Below are 14,984 nucleotides of genomic sequence, written 5' to 3' on the forward strand. Positions count from 1 at the left end.
ACTAGGGAAAACCCGCGGGTGCGGGTGGGGACTCACGCCCGAACCCCGTGACCTCCTACTCTTTGGGGTGTGACCAGCCGGCCCGCTCCGCCCCGCCTCGCGCGGGCCGTGCTGCTGGCCGTCACGTCCGCCGCGCTCAGCGCCACCGCGCACGGCGCGGCGGGCGGCTCGGTCACCGAGTTCGCGCCCGCGCTGCCCCTGACGCTGCTCGTGGCGTTCGCGGGCACGGCGCTCGCCGAGCGCGGACGCCGGCCGTGGTCGGTCCTGGCCACGCTGGGTGTCGCGCAGCTCGGGCAGCACGCGCTGCTCACCCTCGGCCACCACGCCGCCGACGGACCGGGCCTCGGGTTCAGCCCGACCGCCATGACCGCCGCGCACGTGGTCGCCGCGCTGCTCACCGGCTTGCTGCTGGCCCGTGCCGACGCGGTGCTGCACGCGCTGGCCGACGCCGTCGCCCGGCTGCTGCCCCTGCCCCCCGTCCCGGCCACACCGGCCGGGGCGTTGTGGTCGCCCACCCCGTCGTCGTCCGGGAACGCGCTGGTCGACGTGCTGCTGCGGCGGGTGCACGGCCGTCGCGGCCCTCCTCGCTCCTGATCACCCGAGTCCCCGTACCCACGCACTCAGGCCCAGGAGCCATCACTACATGTCGACAAATCGATTTGGCGTGCGCACGCTCGCCAAGGGCGGCGCCGTGCTCGCCACCGCCGCGTTCCTCGCGCTGACCACCGCCGGCTCGGCGTCCGCCCACGTCACCGCGTCCACCCCGAAGGACGCCGTCCAGGGCGGCTACACCAAGGTCACGTTCCGCGTGCCCAACGAGCGCCCCGACGCGGGCACGGTCAAGGTCGAGGTGAACCTGCCCGCCGAGTACCCGCTGGCCTCGGTGAGCACCAAGCCGACGCCCGGCTGGAAGGTCGAGGCGGTCAAGGAGAAGCTGGCCACGCCGGTCAAGAGCCACGGCCGCGAGGTCACCGAGGCCGTGCGCACGGTCACGTGGACCGCCGACCCGGGCACCCGCATCGAGCCCGGCCAGTTCAACGAGTTCGACCTGTCCATCGGGCCGCTGCCGGACACCACGGACCAGCTGGTCCTGCCCGCCAAGCAGACCTACGACAGCGGCGAGGTCGTGGACTGGAACGCGGCCCCGCCCGCCGAGGGCGCGGACGAGCCGGAACGCCCCGCGCCCGTGCTGAAGCTCGTCGCCAAGACCGGCGACGACCACGGCACGGCCACCGCGACGGCGGTCGCCGACGACGGCCACGACACGGCCGCCACCGCGACCGACGACACCGCCCGCTGGCTGGGCGGCGCCGGGCTGGCCGTGGGCGCGCTCGGGCTCGGGTTGGGTGCGGGAGCCGTGCTGCGGTCCCGTCGCGCGGGCAAGCCGACGGCATGAGGCGCGTCGTCTCGCTGCTGCTGACCGGCCTGGTCGCGGGCGCGGTCGCGCTCGGCACGGCCGCACCGGCGTCCGCGCACAACGTGCTGATCAGCAGCGACCCCAAGGACGGGGCGCAGCTGGAGGCCGGGCCGGCGACCATCACGCTGACCTTCGACCAGCCCGTGCAGGCCGGGGAGAAGTTCAACACGATCACGGTCACCGGACCCGAGGGCACGCGCTGGGAAGCGGACGGCGAGCCGACGGTCAAGAACAACAGCGTCGCCTTCGGGGTCCGCCCGCTCGGCCCGGCCGCCGAGTACTCGGTGGGCTACCGGGTGCTCTCCGCGGACGGGCACCCGGTGACGGGCTCGCTCAAGTTCACCCTGACCAAGGCGGGCAGCGGCACGCCCGCGCCCGCCGCGGCGAACGCCGAGGACCCGAAATCCGCGTCGTCCGGCGGTGGCGGCGTGCCCATCTGGGTGTGGATCGTCGGCGCGGCCGTGCTGCTGGCCGGTGGCGCGTTCCTCGCGCTGCGCGGCGGCGGCGGGGAGAGCAGCAGGCGATGAGCGTGAACCGGACCACCACGACCGCGAACAGGTACTGGGTCGTCGGCGGCCTGCTGGCAGGCGGAGCCGTCGGCGTCTTCCTGGGCCTGGGCCTGTCCACCACACCGGAAGCGGTGGGCGTGGCCGAGCCGGGCGTGGTGGTCCGGTTCGCGCACCCGCTGGTGCGGACGCTGCTGGACCTGGCCGCGACCGTCGTCGTCGGCCTCTCGCTGCTGCCGAAGCTGCTCGGGTTCAGCCGGCCCGCCCTCACCGAACCGGTCCTGCGCGTGGCCCGGCCGGCCGCCGTGGTCGCGGCGGCGGTGTGGGCCTTCACCGCGTTGCTGTCGATCGTGATCCGGGCGTACGAGACGCGACCGGACGCGGAGCTGACCATGCCGATGGTCGTGGACTACGTGCAGCGCGTCGGCGCGGGCCAGGGATTGCTGTTCAGCGCGGTGTGCGCGCTGGTGTACCTGTGGATCGGCGTGATGGCCGTGCGCCGGGGCGAATCGGTGCCGGCGGAACTGCGCATCCTGATCGCCATGTTCGGCCTGCTGCCGCTGCCGGTCACCGGTCACGCGTCGAACTGGAAGTACCACGACTACTCCATGATCTCGATGGAGCTGCACGTGCTCGGCGCGGCGGCGTGGACCGGTGGCCTGGCGGCCCTGGTGGTGCTGGTCGCGCACCGCCGCGGGTTGTTGGCCGAGGCGCTGCCCAAGTTCTCCAAGCTGGCGACGATCGCGTTGATCCTGGTGTCGGTCACCGGGTTGTTCAACGGGTTGCTGGAACTCGCGCTGAACCCGGTCATCGGCCTGCCGGGGTCTCTTCTCACCACCTCGTACGGACTGGTGCTGGTCGGGAAGCTCGTGTGCGCGGCCCTGCTGGCGTTGCTGGGCGCGAACATCCGGTGGCGGTTCCTGCCGCACATCGCGCAGCACAAGACGACGGCGGTCGTCGGCTGGGCCGCGGTGGAACTGGCCATCATGGGCATCGCGTTCGGCCTGGCGGTCGTGCTCTCGCGCGCACCGGTCGCCTGACCCGCTCGCTCGCGTGATCAGGCGCGACGCGCCGGTTGTCGGACCCCTGTGGTGGAGTGCGCGCATGGCTGATTCACCGATCCTGGTACTGGGGGCCACCGGCACCACGGGCAAGCGGGTGGCCGCGCGTCTCACCGCGGCGGGCCACGACGTGCGCCGGGCGTCACGCCGCGGCGACGTGCGCTTCGACTGGTCCGACCGCGGCACGTGGGCGGGTGCGCTCGACGGTGTCGAACGGGTGTACCTGATGGCGCCGGACGAGCAGCCGGTCGACCCGGACTTCGTGCACGAGGCCGTGGCGCGGGGCGTGCGGCGGCTCGTGCTGCTGTCCACCCGCGGCGTGGTGGAGATGGGGGACGAACGGCTGCTCGCCGCCGAACGGCTGGTGCGCGGGTCGGGCGTCGGGTGGACCGTGCTGCGGCCGGACTGGTTCGACCAGAACTTCGACGAGGGGTTCTTCCGGCCGTCGGTGCTCGCGGGCGAGCTGGTGCTGCCCTTCGGGGACAAGCGGCAGGCGTTCGTCGACGCGGGCGACATCGCGGCGGTGGCCGCGACCGCGCTGACCGAGGACGGGCACGAGGGCGAGACCTACGAGGTCACCGGGCCCGAGGCGCTGTCGTTCCCGCAGGCGCTGGACGTGCTCGCGCGGGTCACCGGCCGGCAGGTCGCGTTCCGCGGCACGCCGGACGACTACCGGGCCGTCATGCCCGCCGACCTCGCGGACGAGCAGATCCGGACGTGGGCCGCGGTGGGCGACGTCGAACCGACCGACGTGGTCGCCCGGGTCACCGGACGTGAGCCCCGGAGCTTCCACGACTACGCCGTGCAGGCGTGGGAAGGGGGCGCATGGCGCGACTGAGCGTCGGTGAGTGGTCCGTTCGGTGCGGCGAGCTGCGCCGAACGCCCTAATCGGTGACCCGTCGGGCGGAAGTGTCCGCGCGGAGCTTGTTCAGCGCCGCCATGGCGTCCTGACCACGCCGTTCGAGCTCCTTGGCGTCGATCCAGCCGTTCGCGAAGTAGCGGTAGTCCTGGGCCAGCTTCACCAGTTCGGCCAGGTAGTCCGCCGAGCGCTCGCGGCGCTGCTGGTCGAACCGCGCCAGGAACGGCAGCTGCGTGTCCACGACCTCGTCCAACATCCGGGCGGCGCGCAGGGCACGCCTGGCCCGCCGACGCCGCACAACCGCCAGATTCCCGACCACGCACACCTCGCCGACCCCGGACCCGCACTCTCGATGCCTCAGTCGTCAGACGCGCGGCGAGTGTTACCGGTTCGTTCCCCCACGACCCCGGTTTCAGCGGTAGGGCGTCCAGGGCGTCGTCGTGTCGCCCACGCGCAACGCCTTGAGCCGGCTGTGCAGCTCGTCCCGCACCCCGGGGTGGCTGCGCATGATCGGCAGCACGCTCGTGGTCAGCTTCAACTCCCTGACCTCGCGCAACACCGGGAAGCCCGCCCAGTCGAGGACGTCGAAGCCGTACTCGTCGGCCAGCTGCCGGTACCACTCGGCGGGATGGCCGAAGCGGGCCACGCCCACCGGCAGGGTGCTCAGGTCCCACTCGCGCGGCCCGACGCTGGTGGAGTCGAAATCACAGATCACCGGCCCGTCCGGGCTGGGGATCAGGTTGCCCAGGTGCGCGTCCCCGTGCACCACGCCCTGCGGCAGCACGGTCCGCAGCTCGGCCAGCCGGAGGTCGGCCTCGGCGCACCGGTCCTCCAGGAACCGGCGGTCCGGCGCGGACAGCTCCTCGGCGTCGGCGATGCGGCGGCGCACGTCGTCCAGCGGCGTCCAGCGCGGCAGCTCGAACTCCGGCGCGGGCAGCGCGTGCACCTGGCGCAGCAGCCGCCCCAGGTCGCGACCGTCGACGGCCCGGCCGCCGGACGGCACCGCGTGCCACAGGGTGGCCAGGTGCTCCCCCACCACCAACGGCTGCGGCACGTCCTCGACCAGCCGCACGGCCGGCACGCCGTGCGACGCCAGCCACCGCGCGACCTCGACCACCTTGCGCGCCCGGTGGCGCAGCGTCGTGGAGCCGACGATCCGGACCACCACCCGGTCGGCGGGCAGGTCGAACACGGCGTTGCTGGTGAACTTCACGAGCCTCGCGCCGCGGTGCGCCAACCCCAGTTCGGCGCACAGCCGTGCCAGCACGGACGTCAACGCGGCGGAGGTGAACCTGCCGTCCAGGGCCCCGACTCCCCGCAGCTCAGGCCGCGCTGTCGTTGCCGGTGAACTTCGCCAGGCGTTCGGCCAGCTCACGGGCATCGGGGTTGTTGCGGCGCTTCTCCGCCTCGTGCTGCAGCGGCTTCATCCGGTCCTTCGTGCGGACCGACTTCAGGCCCTCGGACAGCTCGATCGCCTGCCGGCCGAGCCGCGCGCCGTGGTCGATGTCGCCGTCGAGCAGGTGGTTGATCGACAGCGACGTGAGGTTGAACGACCGGCTGCGGGCCATGTCGTCGCCGTAGCCGCTGATGGCCTTGGTCAGCGCGGGCACCGCGGTGCGCGTGTACTTCGCGTCCACCGTCTGCGCCAGCTCCGTGTGCACCGTCCCGATCATCGCGGACAGGTCGTTGGCGTCGAAGAACTTCGCCCACGCGGGCGACTCGGCGACGTTGGCGCGGGCGAACTCGTCGCGGGCGCGGCCGAGGAGCTTGAGCGCCTGGTCGTCGGAGCCCATCTTCGCGTAGGCCCACGCCTCGTTGGCGCACAGGATGCCGACCGCGAGCTCCGAACCGGAGTTCTGGGCGGCGAGCTGGCCGAGCTGGAACACCTTCAGCGCGTCGTCCGGCGCGTTCTGGTGCAGGTAGACGCGGCCCATCCGGTACAGGATGTTGGCCACGAGCTCTTCCTTGCGGCCCTGCTTCGCCAGGCCCAGCGCCTGGCCGAAGTGGTTGCGGGCCGAGTCGTACAAGCCGGTGTCGAACGAGGTCCAGCCGGCCAGGTTGTGCAGGTCGGCGAGCGCGACGTAGAGGCGTTCCTTGACCAGGTCGGTCGCGTTCGCGCCGAGCATCTGCTGGCCCCACGAGAGCTGGGCGACGACGGCGTCGCGGCACGAGCCGCCGCCGTACTGGTAGTCGAGCGTGCGCAACGCCCTGGTGGCCGCTTCGACCTGTCGGACGTCGGTCATGCCGATGCGGCCAGGGGCCGGAGTCTGCGCGGGCGATGAAGCCCAAGACCCGGAGTCCGTACCGAACACGGCCGCGCCGACGGTGATGGCGGCGGCGTGCGCGAGGAACTTCCTTCGCTTCACCGACTCGTCCTCCTCAGAATGGGGTGAGTCCGCCGTGGCGGCCACCCTCACTGCCGTGGCCTCGTCGTAAGCGAGGCCCATGTACCCCCTTGGGACACCCAAGCCCTGGGCGATCCGCGCGAGGACGTCGTAGGCCATGACCTGGCGTCCCTTGAGGATCTCCGAGACTTCGGACTGCGACTGGCCCGTCAACGCCGCGATCTGGCGCTGCGACACACCGTGCCGCCGGAGCAGCCGGTAGACCGCGCTGATCTCTCGTCTGGCCAGGGCGTCACGCATCTCCTGCTGGTCCCAGACGTCTGGTGTAACAGGAGAGCTCGGCGAACCGATGGTGTTCAATTGCGCCCCCTCACAGTCCTTTGGGCGTCAACGGCAGAGTAGGGGCACTCCCCCGACTGCGAGAAGTACCGATCGGCGAGGCTGATCGGCCCTGCCGAACTCCACTGACCGCTTACCGTGGAACGGCCACCGGCCAGCGCTATGACGTCCCGATCCGGGTTGAATCATCGCAATCTGAGTTCCGGTAAGCGAGCGAGTACGGAGAGGAACATGGTCGTGGACCTGATCGAGCGGGCGGTGACCACCCCTGGTGGGTCGGCCGCGCCTGTCGTCGCCCCGGCCCCCTCTCCGGCACCCCTGTCTGTCCAGGAGCCGACCGACGTCGACTCCGGATGGCGCGGCACGACCGGGCACCGTCGCTGGTGGCGCATCCGCTGCAGCGACGTGGTCGACCGGGAGCGCTGCCTCACCGTGATGGTCGACCGGGGCCGCGTGGTCCTGGTCGGTCCCCCCGGTGAGACGGCGGTCCTCTCGGCCGACCAACTCGTACAACTCAGGGCCGCGCTACGTGAGGCCGCCGAGCAGGCGGAAAGGTGACGGTGACGTTTCGGTGGACGAGATCCTCGGACAAGTTCTTCGCAACGCGGTGTGGGAGCGGTTGGACCTGCTCACGGAGTTGGCCAACGAGGCCGACGCCCCGTCCCTGCTGTCGGTGGCCCGTTCCGAGCTCCCTCGGCTGACCGAGGGGTGGCGGGCGCTGCTCGCCGCGCACGAACCGGACGAGAAGGGCAACTGCCCCGAGTGCTCCGGGCGGTGGCGGCAGCAGAAGAGCCCCTGCTCGGTGTGGCGCGCCGCGTACGAACACCTGGTCGCGGGCGGTTTGGCCCCGCGCCCGGCTCGGCACCTCCGATCGGCGCCGGTGACGCCTCCCGTCACCCGGTCGCGCCGGGGAATGGTGATGCGAGCCCACTGACGGGCGGCCCCGACCTGTCGTTCCCCCGACGCGACCAGGTCGAGCACCCGCCTACTGGCCGGCGGTCCGGGACGTGCGAACCCCCGACCGCGACGAACGGACCGCCGGCCAGCTACAGCTCCACCGCACGACAACTCCACAGACATCCGCGGGCCGGTGTTGTGCACACCTTCCCTCCCCGACCGACACCGGTCCGCGGGCACCAACCCGGCCCCGATGTCCGCACCTCCCGCGCGGGCATCGGGGCCGTTTCACGAGATCAGCGGTGCGTGCCGGTGCGCCAGGTCAGGTAGCCGGTCAGCCCGGGGAACAGCCGGCCCGCCAGGTCGAACGCCCGCAGCTGCCACGGGAACACGACCTCGTCGCGCTCCCGCTCCACCGCCTCGGCGATCCGCTCGGCCACGTCCTGCGGCGTCACGGTCGGGATCACCCTGGCCAGCGCCGGGATCCGCGCCTCCGCGCCGGGGTTGTTGACGAAGTACCGGCTGCTCACCTTGCCCGGCACGACCTCGCTCACCCCGATGCCGGTGCCGCGCAGGTCCAGCCGCAGGGCCGCGGTCATCCCGCGCAGCGCGTAGCGGGCCGCCGCGTACCCGGTCGCGCCGGGGATGGGCAGGCGGGACACCGGCGAGTTGACGTTGACCACCCGACCCGTGCCGCGCGCCCGCATGCCGGGCAGGAACTCCCTGGTCAGGTGCAGCGCCGCGGTGAACGGCAGGGCGATCATGCCGGCCAGCTCGGGCGTCGGCGTGTCGTCCAGGAACAGCCAGCGGCCCACGCCCGCGTTGTTGACCAGGACGTCCGGCACGCCGACCTCGGCGATCACCCGTTCGGCGAGCGCGTGGATCTGGTCGACGTCCGCGAGGTCGGCCGGCACGGCGAGCGCACGCCCGCCGGTCGCCTCGATCCGTTCGACGTGCTCGTCGAGCGCTTCACCGCTGCGCGCCACCAGCACGACAACCGAACCGCGCCCCGCGAGCGTCAGGGCGGTCGCCGCGCCGATGCCCTGGGACGCGCCGGTCACCACGACCGTCTTACCCGCCAACCGCAACGAACTCTCCCTATGCCACCGAACGGACCCTGATCACGAGCGCCGCCGCGCACAGCGTGGCGGCAGCCGAGACGGCGAACAACCCCCGGTACCCGCCGAGTGACGCCAGCACGAACGTCGTCAGCAGCGGTGCGAGCACCTGGGGCAGCGAGTTGGCGATGTTGACCACGCCGAGGTCCTTGGCCCGGTCGGACGCGGCGGGCAGCACCTGGGTGAGCAGGGCCAGCGCCACCGCCCAGTAGCCGCCGAAGCCGACGCCGAGCAGCGGCGCGGCGATCAGCGCGGCCGTCCACGTGGGCCAGGCGACGAGCAGCAGCGCCGCCGCCGCCATCACGCCGGCCGCCAGGAGCACGTAGGGCTTGCGCCGGCCGGTCCGGTCGGAGCGGGCGCCGACGACGAACGCGCCGATCGCCAGCGCCACGCCGTAGAGCAGCATCAGCACCAGCAGGCCGTCCTCGGGCGAGGGGTGCCGGACCACGTCGTCGAGGAAGTACAGCAGGTAGAGCGTGCCGAACGCGTTGCCCAGGTTGATCATGAAGTGGGCGGACCAGGCCCAGGCGAAGTCCGGGTGCCGCCTCGGCGAGACCCACAGCTCGCGCCACCGCAGCGGCGGGCGGGCGGCGCGCGGCAGCCGGGCGTCCGGGGTGATCAGCACGAACGCCAGCGCGCCCGCCACGACCAGCGCCGCGCACGCCAGGTACCCCTGGGCCAGGCCGCTGACCAGCACCGTGACCACGACCGCGCCGAGCACGGTGCCGAGCATCTGGGACACGCCGACCAGGCCGCCGACCTTGGCCCGCTGCCGCACGGGCACCCGGTCGGGCACGGCGGAGGTGAGGCTGGCGAGCATCCCGTTCAGCCCGGCCTGCACCAGGCACCAGCCGAGCACCATCACCCCGACGGAGGACGCCGAGGACAGCACGGCCAGGCCGACCGCGCCGATCGACGCGCCCGCCAGCGTCCACGGGTGCCGCCGCCCGAAGCGGGACGTGGTCCGGTCCGACGAGAGCCCGACGAGCGGGTTCGCGACCAGCGCCACGAGCGCTCCCACGCCGGTGACCAGCCCGAACACCGCTTCCTTGGCGGTGGCGTCGAGCAGTTCGGCCTGGTGCGGCAGCAGCACCTGGATGGGCGCGTAGATCGCCAGCCACAGGCCGAGGTTGGCCAGGAACAGCCACGTCATCCACGACCGGCGGACGGGGACGGCCGGTTCCGCCAACGCCTCGGCGGTCACCTCCTGATCCGATCGCGGTACCACTCGTAGGAGGCGCGCGGGGTGCGCTGCTGCGTCTCGTAGTCGACGTGGACCAGGCCGAACCGCTGCGAGTACCCCGAGTCCCACTCGAAGTTGTCCATCAGGGACCACACGAAGTACCCGCGCACGTCGGCCTTGAGGGCTTCCTCGATGTGCCCGTCCAGGTACTCGATCCGCTCGGTGTCGTCCAGGGAGTGCGGGTAGCTGCACCCGCTCTCGGTCACGTACACCGGAGGCAAGTCGACAAATCGATCTCGCAACAGGGAGATCATCTCCGACAGCCCGGACGGCACGACCGGCCAGCCGAAGCCGGTCTTCGGGTACTCCTCGATGTCCACCAGCTCGAACGGCAGCGGGTTGCCCTCGGACGGCAGCCGCACGCGGGTCGGGTTGTAGTAGTTGACGCCGTAGAAGTCGAGCGGCGCGGAGGTGATCGCCAGGTCGCCGTCCACGATCGGCAAGCGGTCGGCCGGCGCGTCGGGGTAGCGGCCGGCCAGCTGCGCGTCGGCGTAGAGCCAGTTGTGCAGCTCGGAGTACGCCTGCGCGGCCGGGAGGTCGGACGGTTCGGCGGGCCACACGGGCGTGTGGTTGTTGGCCGTGCCCACAGCGCGCGCTCCGGCGGAACGCAGCGCCTGGACGGCGAGCCCGTGCGCCAGGTTGAGGTGGTGGGCGGTGGGCAGCGCGTCGAACAGCAGCGCCTTGCCCGGCGCGTGCTGCCCGGTGGCGTACCCGAGCAGCGTCACCATCGCGGGCTCGTTGATCGGGATCCACAGCGCGACCCGGTCGGCCAGGCGCGCCGCGACCCGCTCGGCGTAGTCGGCGAACCGGAAGGCGGTGTCGCGCTCCAGCCAGCCGCCCGCATCCTCCACGGCCAGCGGCGTGTCCCAGTGGTACAGCGTGACGACGGGCGCGATGCCCGATTCCAGCAGCTCGTCCACCAGCCGGTCGTAGAACACCAAATCGCCCGCGAGCACCCGCGGCCACGACACGGAGAACCGGTAGGCGTTCACGCCCAGCGACCGCATCAGGCCGACGTCCTCGCGGTAGCGGTGGTAGTGGTCGCAGGCCACCGACGCGTCGTGCCCCTCGAACGCCGGGAACGCGTCCCACGAGGACGGTCGCCTGCCGGCGGCGGTGAACGAGCCCTCGATCTGGAACGCGGAGGTCGAGACGCCCCAGAGGAAGTCGTCGGTGCCCGGGAGCTCATCGGACGCGGTCACGCGGGCCTCCAAACATGAAAGTGATTCGGATCGTAGGCGTGTTGCGCCGTGAAGTGAAGTGGAAAGGTCCAGGACCGGGCACTATGGAGACCCGCCACCCATTCAGCAGGAGTCGCCGTGACCAGTACGACCCCACTGCGCCGCCAGCCGGTGCAGCAGCGCAGCGCCAAGCGCGTCGAGCGGATGCTCGAAGCCTGCGCCCAGCTCATCGAGGAGGTCGGCTACGACGGAGTCACCACGACACTGATCGCCGAACGCGCGGGCGTCGCGGTCGGCTCGCTCTACCAGTTCTTCCCCGACAAGCGGGCGGTCGTGCAGGCGCTGACCCTGCGCAACCTGGAGAAGTTCATCCAGACGGTGGACGGCCGGTTCACCTCGACCACCCTCGAGCACTGGTGGGACGCCGTCGACTCGATCTTCGACGTGTACGTCTCGATGCACCGCGAGGTGCCCGCGTTCTCCAAGCTGCACTTCGGCGACGTGGTCGACATGCGGCTGCTCGACGACCGGCGCGACAACAACACGGTCATCTCCGACCGCATCGCGGAGATGATCTCGGCGAAGTTCGACATCCCGCTCGCCGAGATCCAGCTCCCGATCTCGATCGCGGTCGAGGCGGCGGACGGCGTGCTGAACCTGGCGTTCCGCCGCGATCCGGCCGGTGACCAGCGCATCCTGGACGAGGCCAAGGCGCTGGTGCGGGGCTACCTGTCGACCAGGCTCCCGAACTAGCGGTCCTTTTCAGCCGAACGAGTGACCTTCGCCCCGGTAGGTGGGCACGGTCCGCTCCACCACGTCGCCCCGCACGACGTGGTAGTGGGTGAACCGCTCGGCCAGCTCGCCCGCCTTGGCGTGCCGCAGCCACACGCGGTCGCCCAGGCGCAGCGAGTCGGCGGCCCGGCCCACCACCGGGGTCTGCACCTCACCCGCGCCCTCCAGCGGCAGCAGCTTCAGCCCGACCGGCAGGTACGGGCTGGGCTGGCGGTCGGGGGTCGCGGTGCCGGAGGCGATGTAGCCGCCGGAGAACAGCGTGGCCACCCGCCGCGTCGGCCGGCGCACGACGGGCAGCGCGAACAGCACGGCGGGCCGGGGCCGGAAGCCGCGGTAGCCGTCGAACAGGGTCGGGCCGATGAGCCCGGAGCCCGCGGCCAGCTCGGTGACCGACGGGTCGGCCGCGGTGACCTCCAGGCTGCCCGTGCCGCCGCCGTTGACGAACTCCAGGTCGGCGACCCCGCGCACGGCCGAGACCGCGGCCGCGCGGCGCTCGACCAGCTCGGCGGCGGAGTGGCGCTGCATCCAGCGCAGCGCCGCCCCGCGCAGCGGCTTGCCCGGCGGCCGGTCGCCGAGGCCCGCGATCTGGCCCTCGTACGCCATCACGCCGACCAGCCGGAACCCCGGCCGGCGCGCGATCTCCTCGGCCAGGGCGCGGGCGTCGCGCGCCGTGTGCACGGGTGACCGGCGCGGGCCGATGTGCAGGCCGGGCACCGGCCGCCAGGACACGTCGAGCTCCAGGCACACCCGGATCTCCGGGTGCGCGGCGCCGAGCGCGGACTGGACCAGGTCGAGGTGGGCGGTCGAGTCGACCACGATGGTGATCCGCTCGCGCGCCTTGTCGTCCTTGGCCAGCTCGGTCAGCGCCGCCAGGTCCACGGTCGGGTACGCGACCAGCAGGTCGTCGGACAGGTCGACCGACGACAGCCACAGCGCCTCGGCCAGCGAGTAGCACATGACGCCCGCGAAGCCGGGCCGCGCGAGCACCCGTTCCAGCAGCGCCCGGACCCGGACGGACTTGCTCGCCACCCGGATCGGACGCCCGCCCGCGCGCCGCACGAGGTCGGCCGCGTTGCTGTCGAAGGCGTCCAGGTCGACGATCGCGAACGGCGGGTCGTGCTCCTCCGTCGCGGCGTCCAGGCGCGTGCGGTGCTGCATGGGCCTCACCGTACTTGAAAGGTGAATAGCTTTCACCTACGGTGCGTGGAACGCGTCACATCCGGAGGTGGGCATGGGGACCCCGTGGACGAACTGGGCACGCACGGCGTCCGCGAACCCGCACCGGGTGGAACGCCCGGCGAGCGTCGACGAGCTCGCCGCGGCGGTCGCAGGCGCCTCCAGTGTCCGCCCGCGCGGCAGCGGGCACTCGTTCACCGACATCGCGGTCGCGCCCGGCGTGGCCATCGACCTCGACGCCTGGACCGGGGTCGTGGAGGTGTCCGGCACGCTCGTGACGGTCCGCTCCGGCACCACGTTGCGGCAGCTCAACGCCCTGCTGGACGTGCTCGGGCTGGCCATGGCCAACCTCGGCGACATCGACGCGCAGACCGTGGCGGGCGCCATCTCCACCGGCACGCACGGCACCGGCGCGAAGCTCGGCGGCCTGGCCACCCAGGTGGTCGCGCTGGAGCTCGTGCTCGCGGACGGGTCGCTGGTCCGGTGCTCGGCCGAGGAGCGGCCCGAGCTGTTCCACGCGGCCGGGGTCGGGCTCGGCGCGCTGGGCGTGATCAGCACGGTCACGCTGCGGTGCGTGCCGTCGTTCGTGCTGCACGCCCGCGAGTTCCCCGGCCGGCTCGACGCGGTGCTGGAGGAGTTCGACCACCTCACCGCGGTCGAGGACCACGTGGAGTTCCACTGGTTCCCGCACTCCGACCGGGTGATCGTGAAGCGGAACAACCGGGTCGACTCCCCGGCCGCGCCGCTGTCGGCCGTGCGCCGGTTCTACGAGTACGAGGTGATGGAGAACGGCGCGTTCGGTCTGGTCTGCAAGCTGGCGAAGGCCGTGCCCGCGACCACCAGGACGCTCAACCGGGTGTGCGGGTCGCTCATCTCCGAGCGCGACTACCGGGACGTCTCGCACCGCGTCTTCGTCACGCCCCGGCGGGTGCGGTTCGTGGAGACCGAGTACGCGATCCCGCGGGCCGCGCTGCACGACGTGCTGCGCGAGCTGCGCGCGGCCGTCGCGGGCCTGGACCACGGCGTGATCGTGCCGGTCGAGGTGCGGGTGGCCCAGGGCGACGACATCTGGCTGTCCACGGCGCACGGACGTGACACGGCTTACATCGCCGTGCACCAGTACCTCGGGATGCCGTACCGGCGTTACTTCGACGCGTTCGAGCGGATCGCGGGCGCGGTCGGCGGCCGGCCCCACTGGGGCAAGATGCACACCCTCACGGCGGAGACCCTGCGCGACCGCTACCCGCGCTTCGACGACTTCCGCCGGGTCCGCGCCGAGGTGGACCCGACCGGCAAGTTCACCAACGCCTACCTCGACCGCGTGCTGGGCTGACCAACACCGGGCGGCGGCCCACCCCGGGCAGGACGACGGGGTGACCGACGCCCTCACGGTCGCGCGGGCCGATCAGAACGCGTCGGCGACCGGGGTGTCGCCGCTGATGAGCTCGTAGGTCCGGCGGACCGTTCCGGGACGGTCCAGCAGGGCCACCACGACCGCCGCCACGTCCCCGCGGGGTACGGAACCCCGTAGCGGCTTCTCCGACAGCTCGACCAAGCCGGTCGGCTCGTCGTCGGTCAGCCGGCCGGGCCGCAGGATCGTCCAGTCCAGGTCCCGTTCCCGCAGGTCGTCCTCGGCGGCGCCCTTGGCCGCCAGGTAGGCGTCGAACACCTCGTCACCGGTCGTCCGGCCGATGCCGGTGGTGCTGATCTGGATGAACCGGCGCACGCCCGCCCGTTGCGCGGCTTCGGCGAACAGCGCCGCCGCCGCCCGGTCCACGGTGTCCTTGCGCGCCACCCCGCTGCCCGGCCCGGCACCCGCGGCGAAGAGCGCCGCGCCCGCGCCGGTCATCAGTTCCGCGACCGAAGCGACGTCGGTCGCCTCCAGGTCGCAGTGGACCGGGACACCGCCCGCGTCCAGCACGTCCGCGTGGTGGTCGGGGTTGCGCACCAGCGCCGTGGCGCTGTCGCCCCGCGCGGCCAGCAGCCGCTCCACCCGCAACGCGATCTTGCCGTGCCCGCCCGCGATCACTACCCGCATGGTCCGACCGTA

17 protein-coding genes are annotated in these 14,984 nt (G+C 72.5%); 9 read left to right on the forward strand and 8 right to left on the reverse strand.

The genetic code is table 11. The features are described from left to right. Window positions 1-69 precede the first annotated feature (69 nt). The 5 genes from ACIQMJ_RS04985 (at window position 70) to ACIQMJ_RS05005 (ending at window position 3,822) form a co-directional block, all read left to right on the forward strand. Window positions 70-594: a hypothetical protein gene (locus ACIQMJ_RS04985; protein WP_499759670.1), complete on the forward strand. Its 525-nt coding sequence runs from the start codon at window positions 70-72 to the stop codon at window positions 592-594. A gap of 49 nt (window positions 595-643) precedes the next feature. Beyond that, entirely contained in the window at window positions 644-1,396 is a 753-nt protein-coding gene (locus ACIQMJ_RS04990) for a YcnI family copper-binding membrane protein (protein ID WP_499759671.1), read from the forward strand. Further along, window positions 1,393-1,944, forward strand: a complete 552-nt coding sequence (locus ACIQMJ_RS04995) for a copper resistance CopC family protein (RefSeq protein ID WP_499759672.1) — start codon at window positions 1,393-1,395, stop codon at window positions 1,942-1,944. The genes ACIQMJ_RS04990 and ACIQMJ_RS04995 overlap by 4 nt, the downstream gene beginning before the upstream one ends. Continuing rightward, entirely contained in the window at window positions 1,941-2,963 is a 1,023-nt protein-coding gene (locus tag ACIQMJ_RS05000) for a CopD family protein (RefSeq protein ID WP_499759673.1), read from the forward strand. The genes ACIQMJ_RS04995 and ACIQMJ_RS05000 overlap by 4 nt, the downstream gene beginning before the upstream one ends. 64 nt (window positions 2,964-3,027) lie before the next feature. Beyond that, window positions 3,028-3,822, forward strand: a complete 795-nt coding sequence (locus ACIQMJ_RS05005) for an NAD(P)H-binding protein (protein ID WP_499759674.1) — start codon at window positions 3,028-3,030, stop codon at window positions 3,820-3,822. Window positions 3,823-3,868: 46 nt separating this feature from the next. Here ACIQMJ_RS05005 and ACIQMJ_RS05010 read toward each other — a convergent pair whose 3' ends face one another. The 3 genes from ACIQMJ_RS05010 to ACIQMJ_RS05020 form a co-directional block, all read right to left on the reverse strand. Next, entirely contained in the window at window positions 3,869-4,162 is a 294-nt protein-coding gene (locus ACIQMJ_RS05010; RefSeq protein WP_499759675.1) for a hypothetical protein, read from the reverse strand. Window positions 4,163-4,255: 93 nt separating this feature from the next. Beyond that, window positions 4,256-5,146, reverse strand: a complete 891-nt coding sequence (locus tag ACIQMJ_RS05015; RefSeq protein WP_499760248.1) for an aminoglycoside phosphotransferase family protein — start codon at window positions 5,144-5,146, stop codon at window positions 4,256-4,258. A gap of 19 nt (window positions 5,147-5,165) precedes the next feature. Beyond that, on the reverse strand, window positions 5,166-6,488 hold the full coding sequence (locus tag ACIQMJ_RS05020; protein ID WP_499760249.1) for an NsdA family TPR-like regulatory protein: 1,323 nt from the start codon (window positions 6,486-6,488) through the stop codon (window positions 5,166-5,168). A 270-nt stretch (window positions 6,489-6,758) separates the two neighbouring features. Here ACIQMJ_RS05020 and ACIQMJ_RS05025 point away from each other — a divergent pair, with 270 nt between their 5' ends. Both ACIQMJ_RS05025 and ACIQMJ_RS05030 read left to right on the forward strand, forming a co-directional pair. Next, window positions 6,759-7,085: a hypothetical protein gene (locus tag ACIQMJ_RS05025; RefSeq protein WP_499759676.1), complete on the forward strand. Its 327-nt coding sequence runs from the start codon at window positions 6,759-6,761 to the stop codon at window positions 7,083-7,085. A 13-nt stretch (window positions 7,086-7,098) separates the two neighbouring features. Beyond that, window positions 7,099-7,461 (forward strand): hypothetical protein, encoded by a 363-nt coding sequence (locus tag ACIQMJ_RS05030; protein ID WP_141979813.1) that lies wholly within the window; start codon window positions 7,099-7,101, stop codon window positions 7,459-7,461. 259 nt (window positions 7,462-7,720) lie between these two features. Here ACIQMJ_RS05030 and ACIQMJ_RS05035 read toward each other — a convergent pair whose 3' ends face one another. Genes ACIQMJ_RS05035 through ACIQMJ_RS05045 form a run of 3 tightly spaced genes read right to left on the reverse strand, consistent with a single transcriptional unit; the run spans window position 7,721 to window position 10,987 of the window. After that, window positions 7,721-8,512: an SDR family NAD(P)-dependent oxidoreductase gene (locus ACIQMJ_RS05035; protein ID WP_499759677.1), complete on the reverse strand. Its 792-nt coding sequence runs from the start codon at window positions 8,510-8,512 to the stop codon at window positions 7,721-7,723. Window positions 8,513-8,522: 10 nt separating this feature from the next. Then, window positions 8,523-9,695: an MFS transporter gene (locus ACIQMJ_RS05040; protein ID WP_499760250.1), complete on the reverse strand. Its 1,173-nt coding sequence runs from the start codon at window positions 9,693-9,695 to the stop codon at window positions 8,523-8,525. Between the two features lie 47 nt (window positions 9,696-9,742). Continuing rightward, entirely contained in the window at window positions 9,743-10,987 is a 1,245-nt protein-coding gene (locus tag ACIQMJ_RS05045) for a glycoside hydrolase family 1 protein (protein WP_499759678.1), read from the reverse strand. A gap of 117 nt (window positions 10,988-11,104) precedes the next feature. Between ACIQMJ_RS05045 and ACIQMJ_RS05050 the strand changes: the two genes are divergently transcribed. Beyond that, window positions 11,105-11,719, forward strand: a complete 615-nt coding sequence (locus ACIQMJ_RS05050; RefSeq protein ID WP_499759679.1) for a TetR/AcrR family transcriptional regulator — start codon at window positions 11,105-11,107, stop codon at window positions 11,717-11,719. A 9-nt stretch (window positions 11,720-11,728) separates the two neighbouring features. Here the strand turns inward: ACIQMJ_RS05050 and ACIQMJ_RS05055 are convergent, their stop codons facing one another. Then, window positions 11,729-12,916 carry an amino acid deaminase/aldolase gene (locus ACIQMJ_RS05055; protein ID WP_499759680.1) on the reverse strand — a complete coding sequence of 396 codons (1,188 nt, stop codon included), beginning with the start codon at window positions 12,914-12,916 and terminating at the stop codon, window positions 11,729-11,731. 73 nt (window positions 12,917-12,989) lie between these two features. Here ACIQMJ_RS05055 and ACIQMJ_RS05060 point away from each other — a divergent pair, with 73 nt between their 5' ends. Further along, complete coding sequence (locus tag ACIQMJ_RS05060) at window positions 12,990-14,267, forward strand: D-arabinono-1,4-lactone oxidase (protein WP_499759681.1); 1,278 nt, start codon at window positions 12,990-12,992, stop codon at window positions 14,265-14,267. Window positions 14,268-14,339: 72 nt separating this feature from the next. Here the strand turns inward: ACIQMJ_RS05060 and ACIQMJ_RS05065 are convergent, their stop codons facing one another. Beyond that, complete coding sequence (locus ACIQMJ_RS05065) at window positions 14,340-14,972, reverse strand: SDR family oxidoreductase (RefSeq protein ID WP_499759682.1); 633 nt, start codon at window positions 14,970-14,972, stop codon at window positions 14,340-14,342. Window positions 14,973-14,984 lie beyond the last annotated feature (12 nt).

The sequence above is a fragment of the Actinosynnema sp. NPDC091369 genome (assembly GCF_044757065.1).
Classification (GTDB): domain Bacteria; phylum Actinomycetota; class Actinomycetes; order Mycobacteriales; family Pseudonocardiaceae; genus Actinosynnema.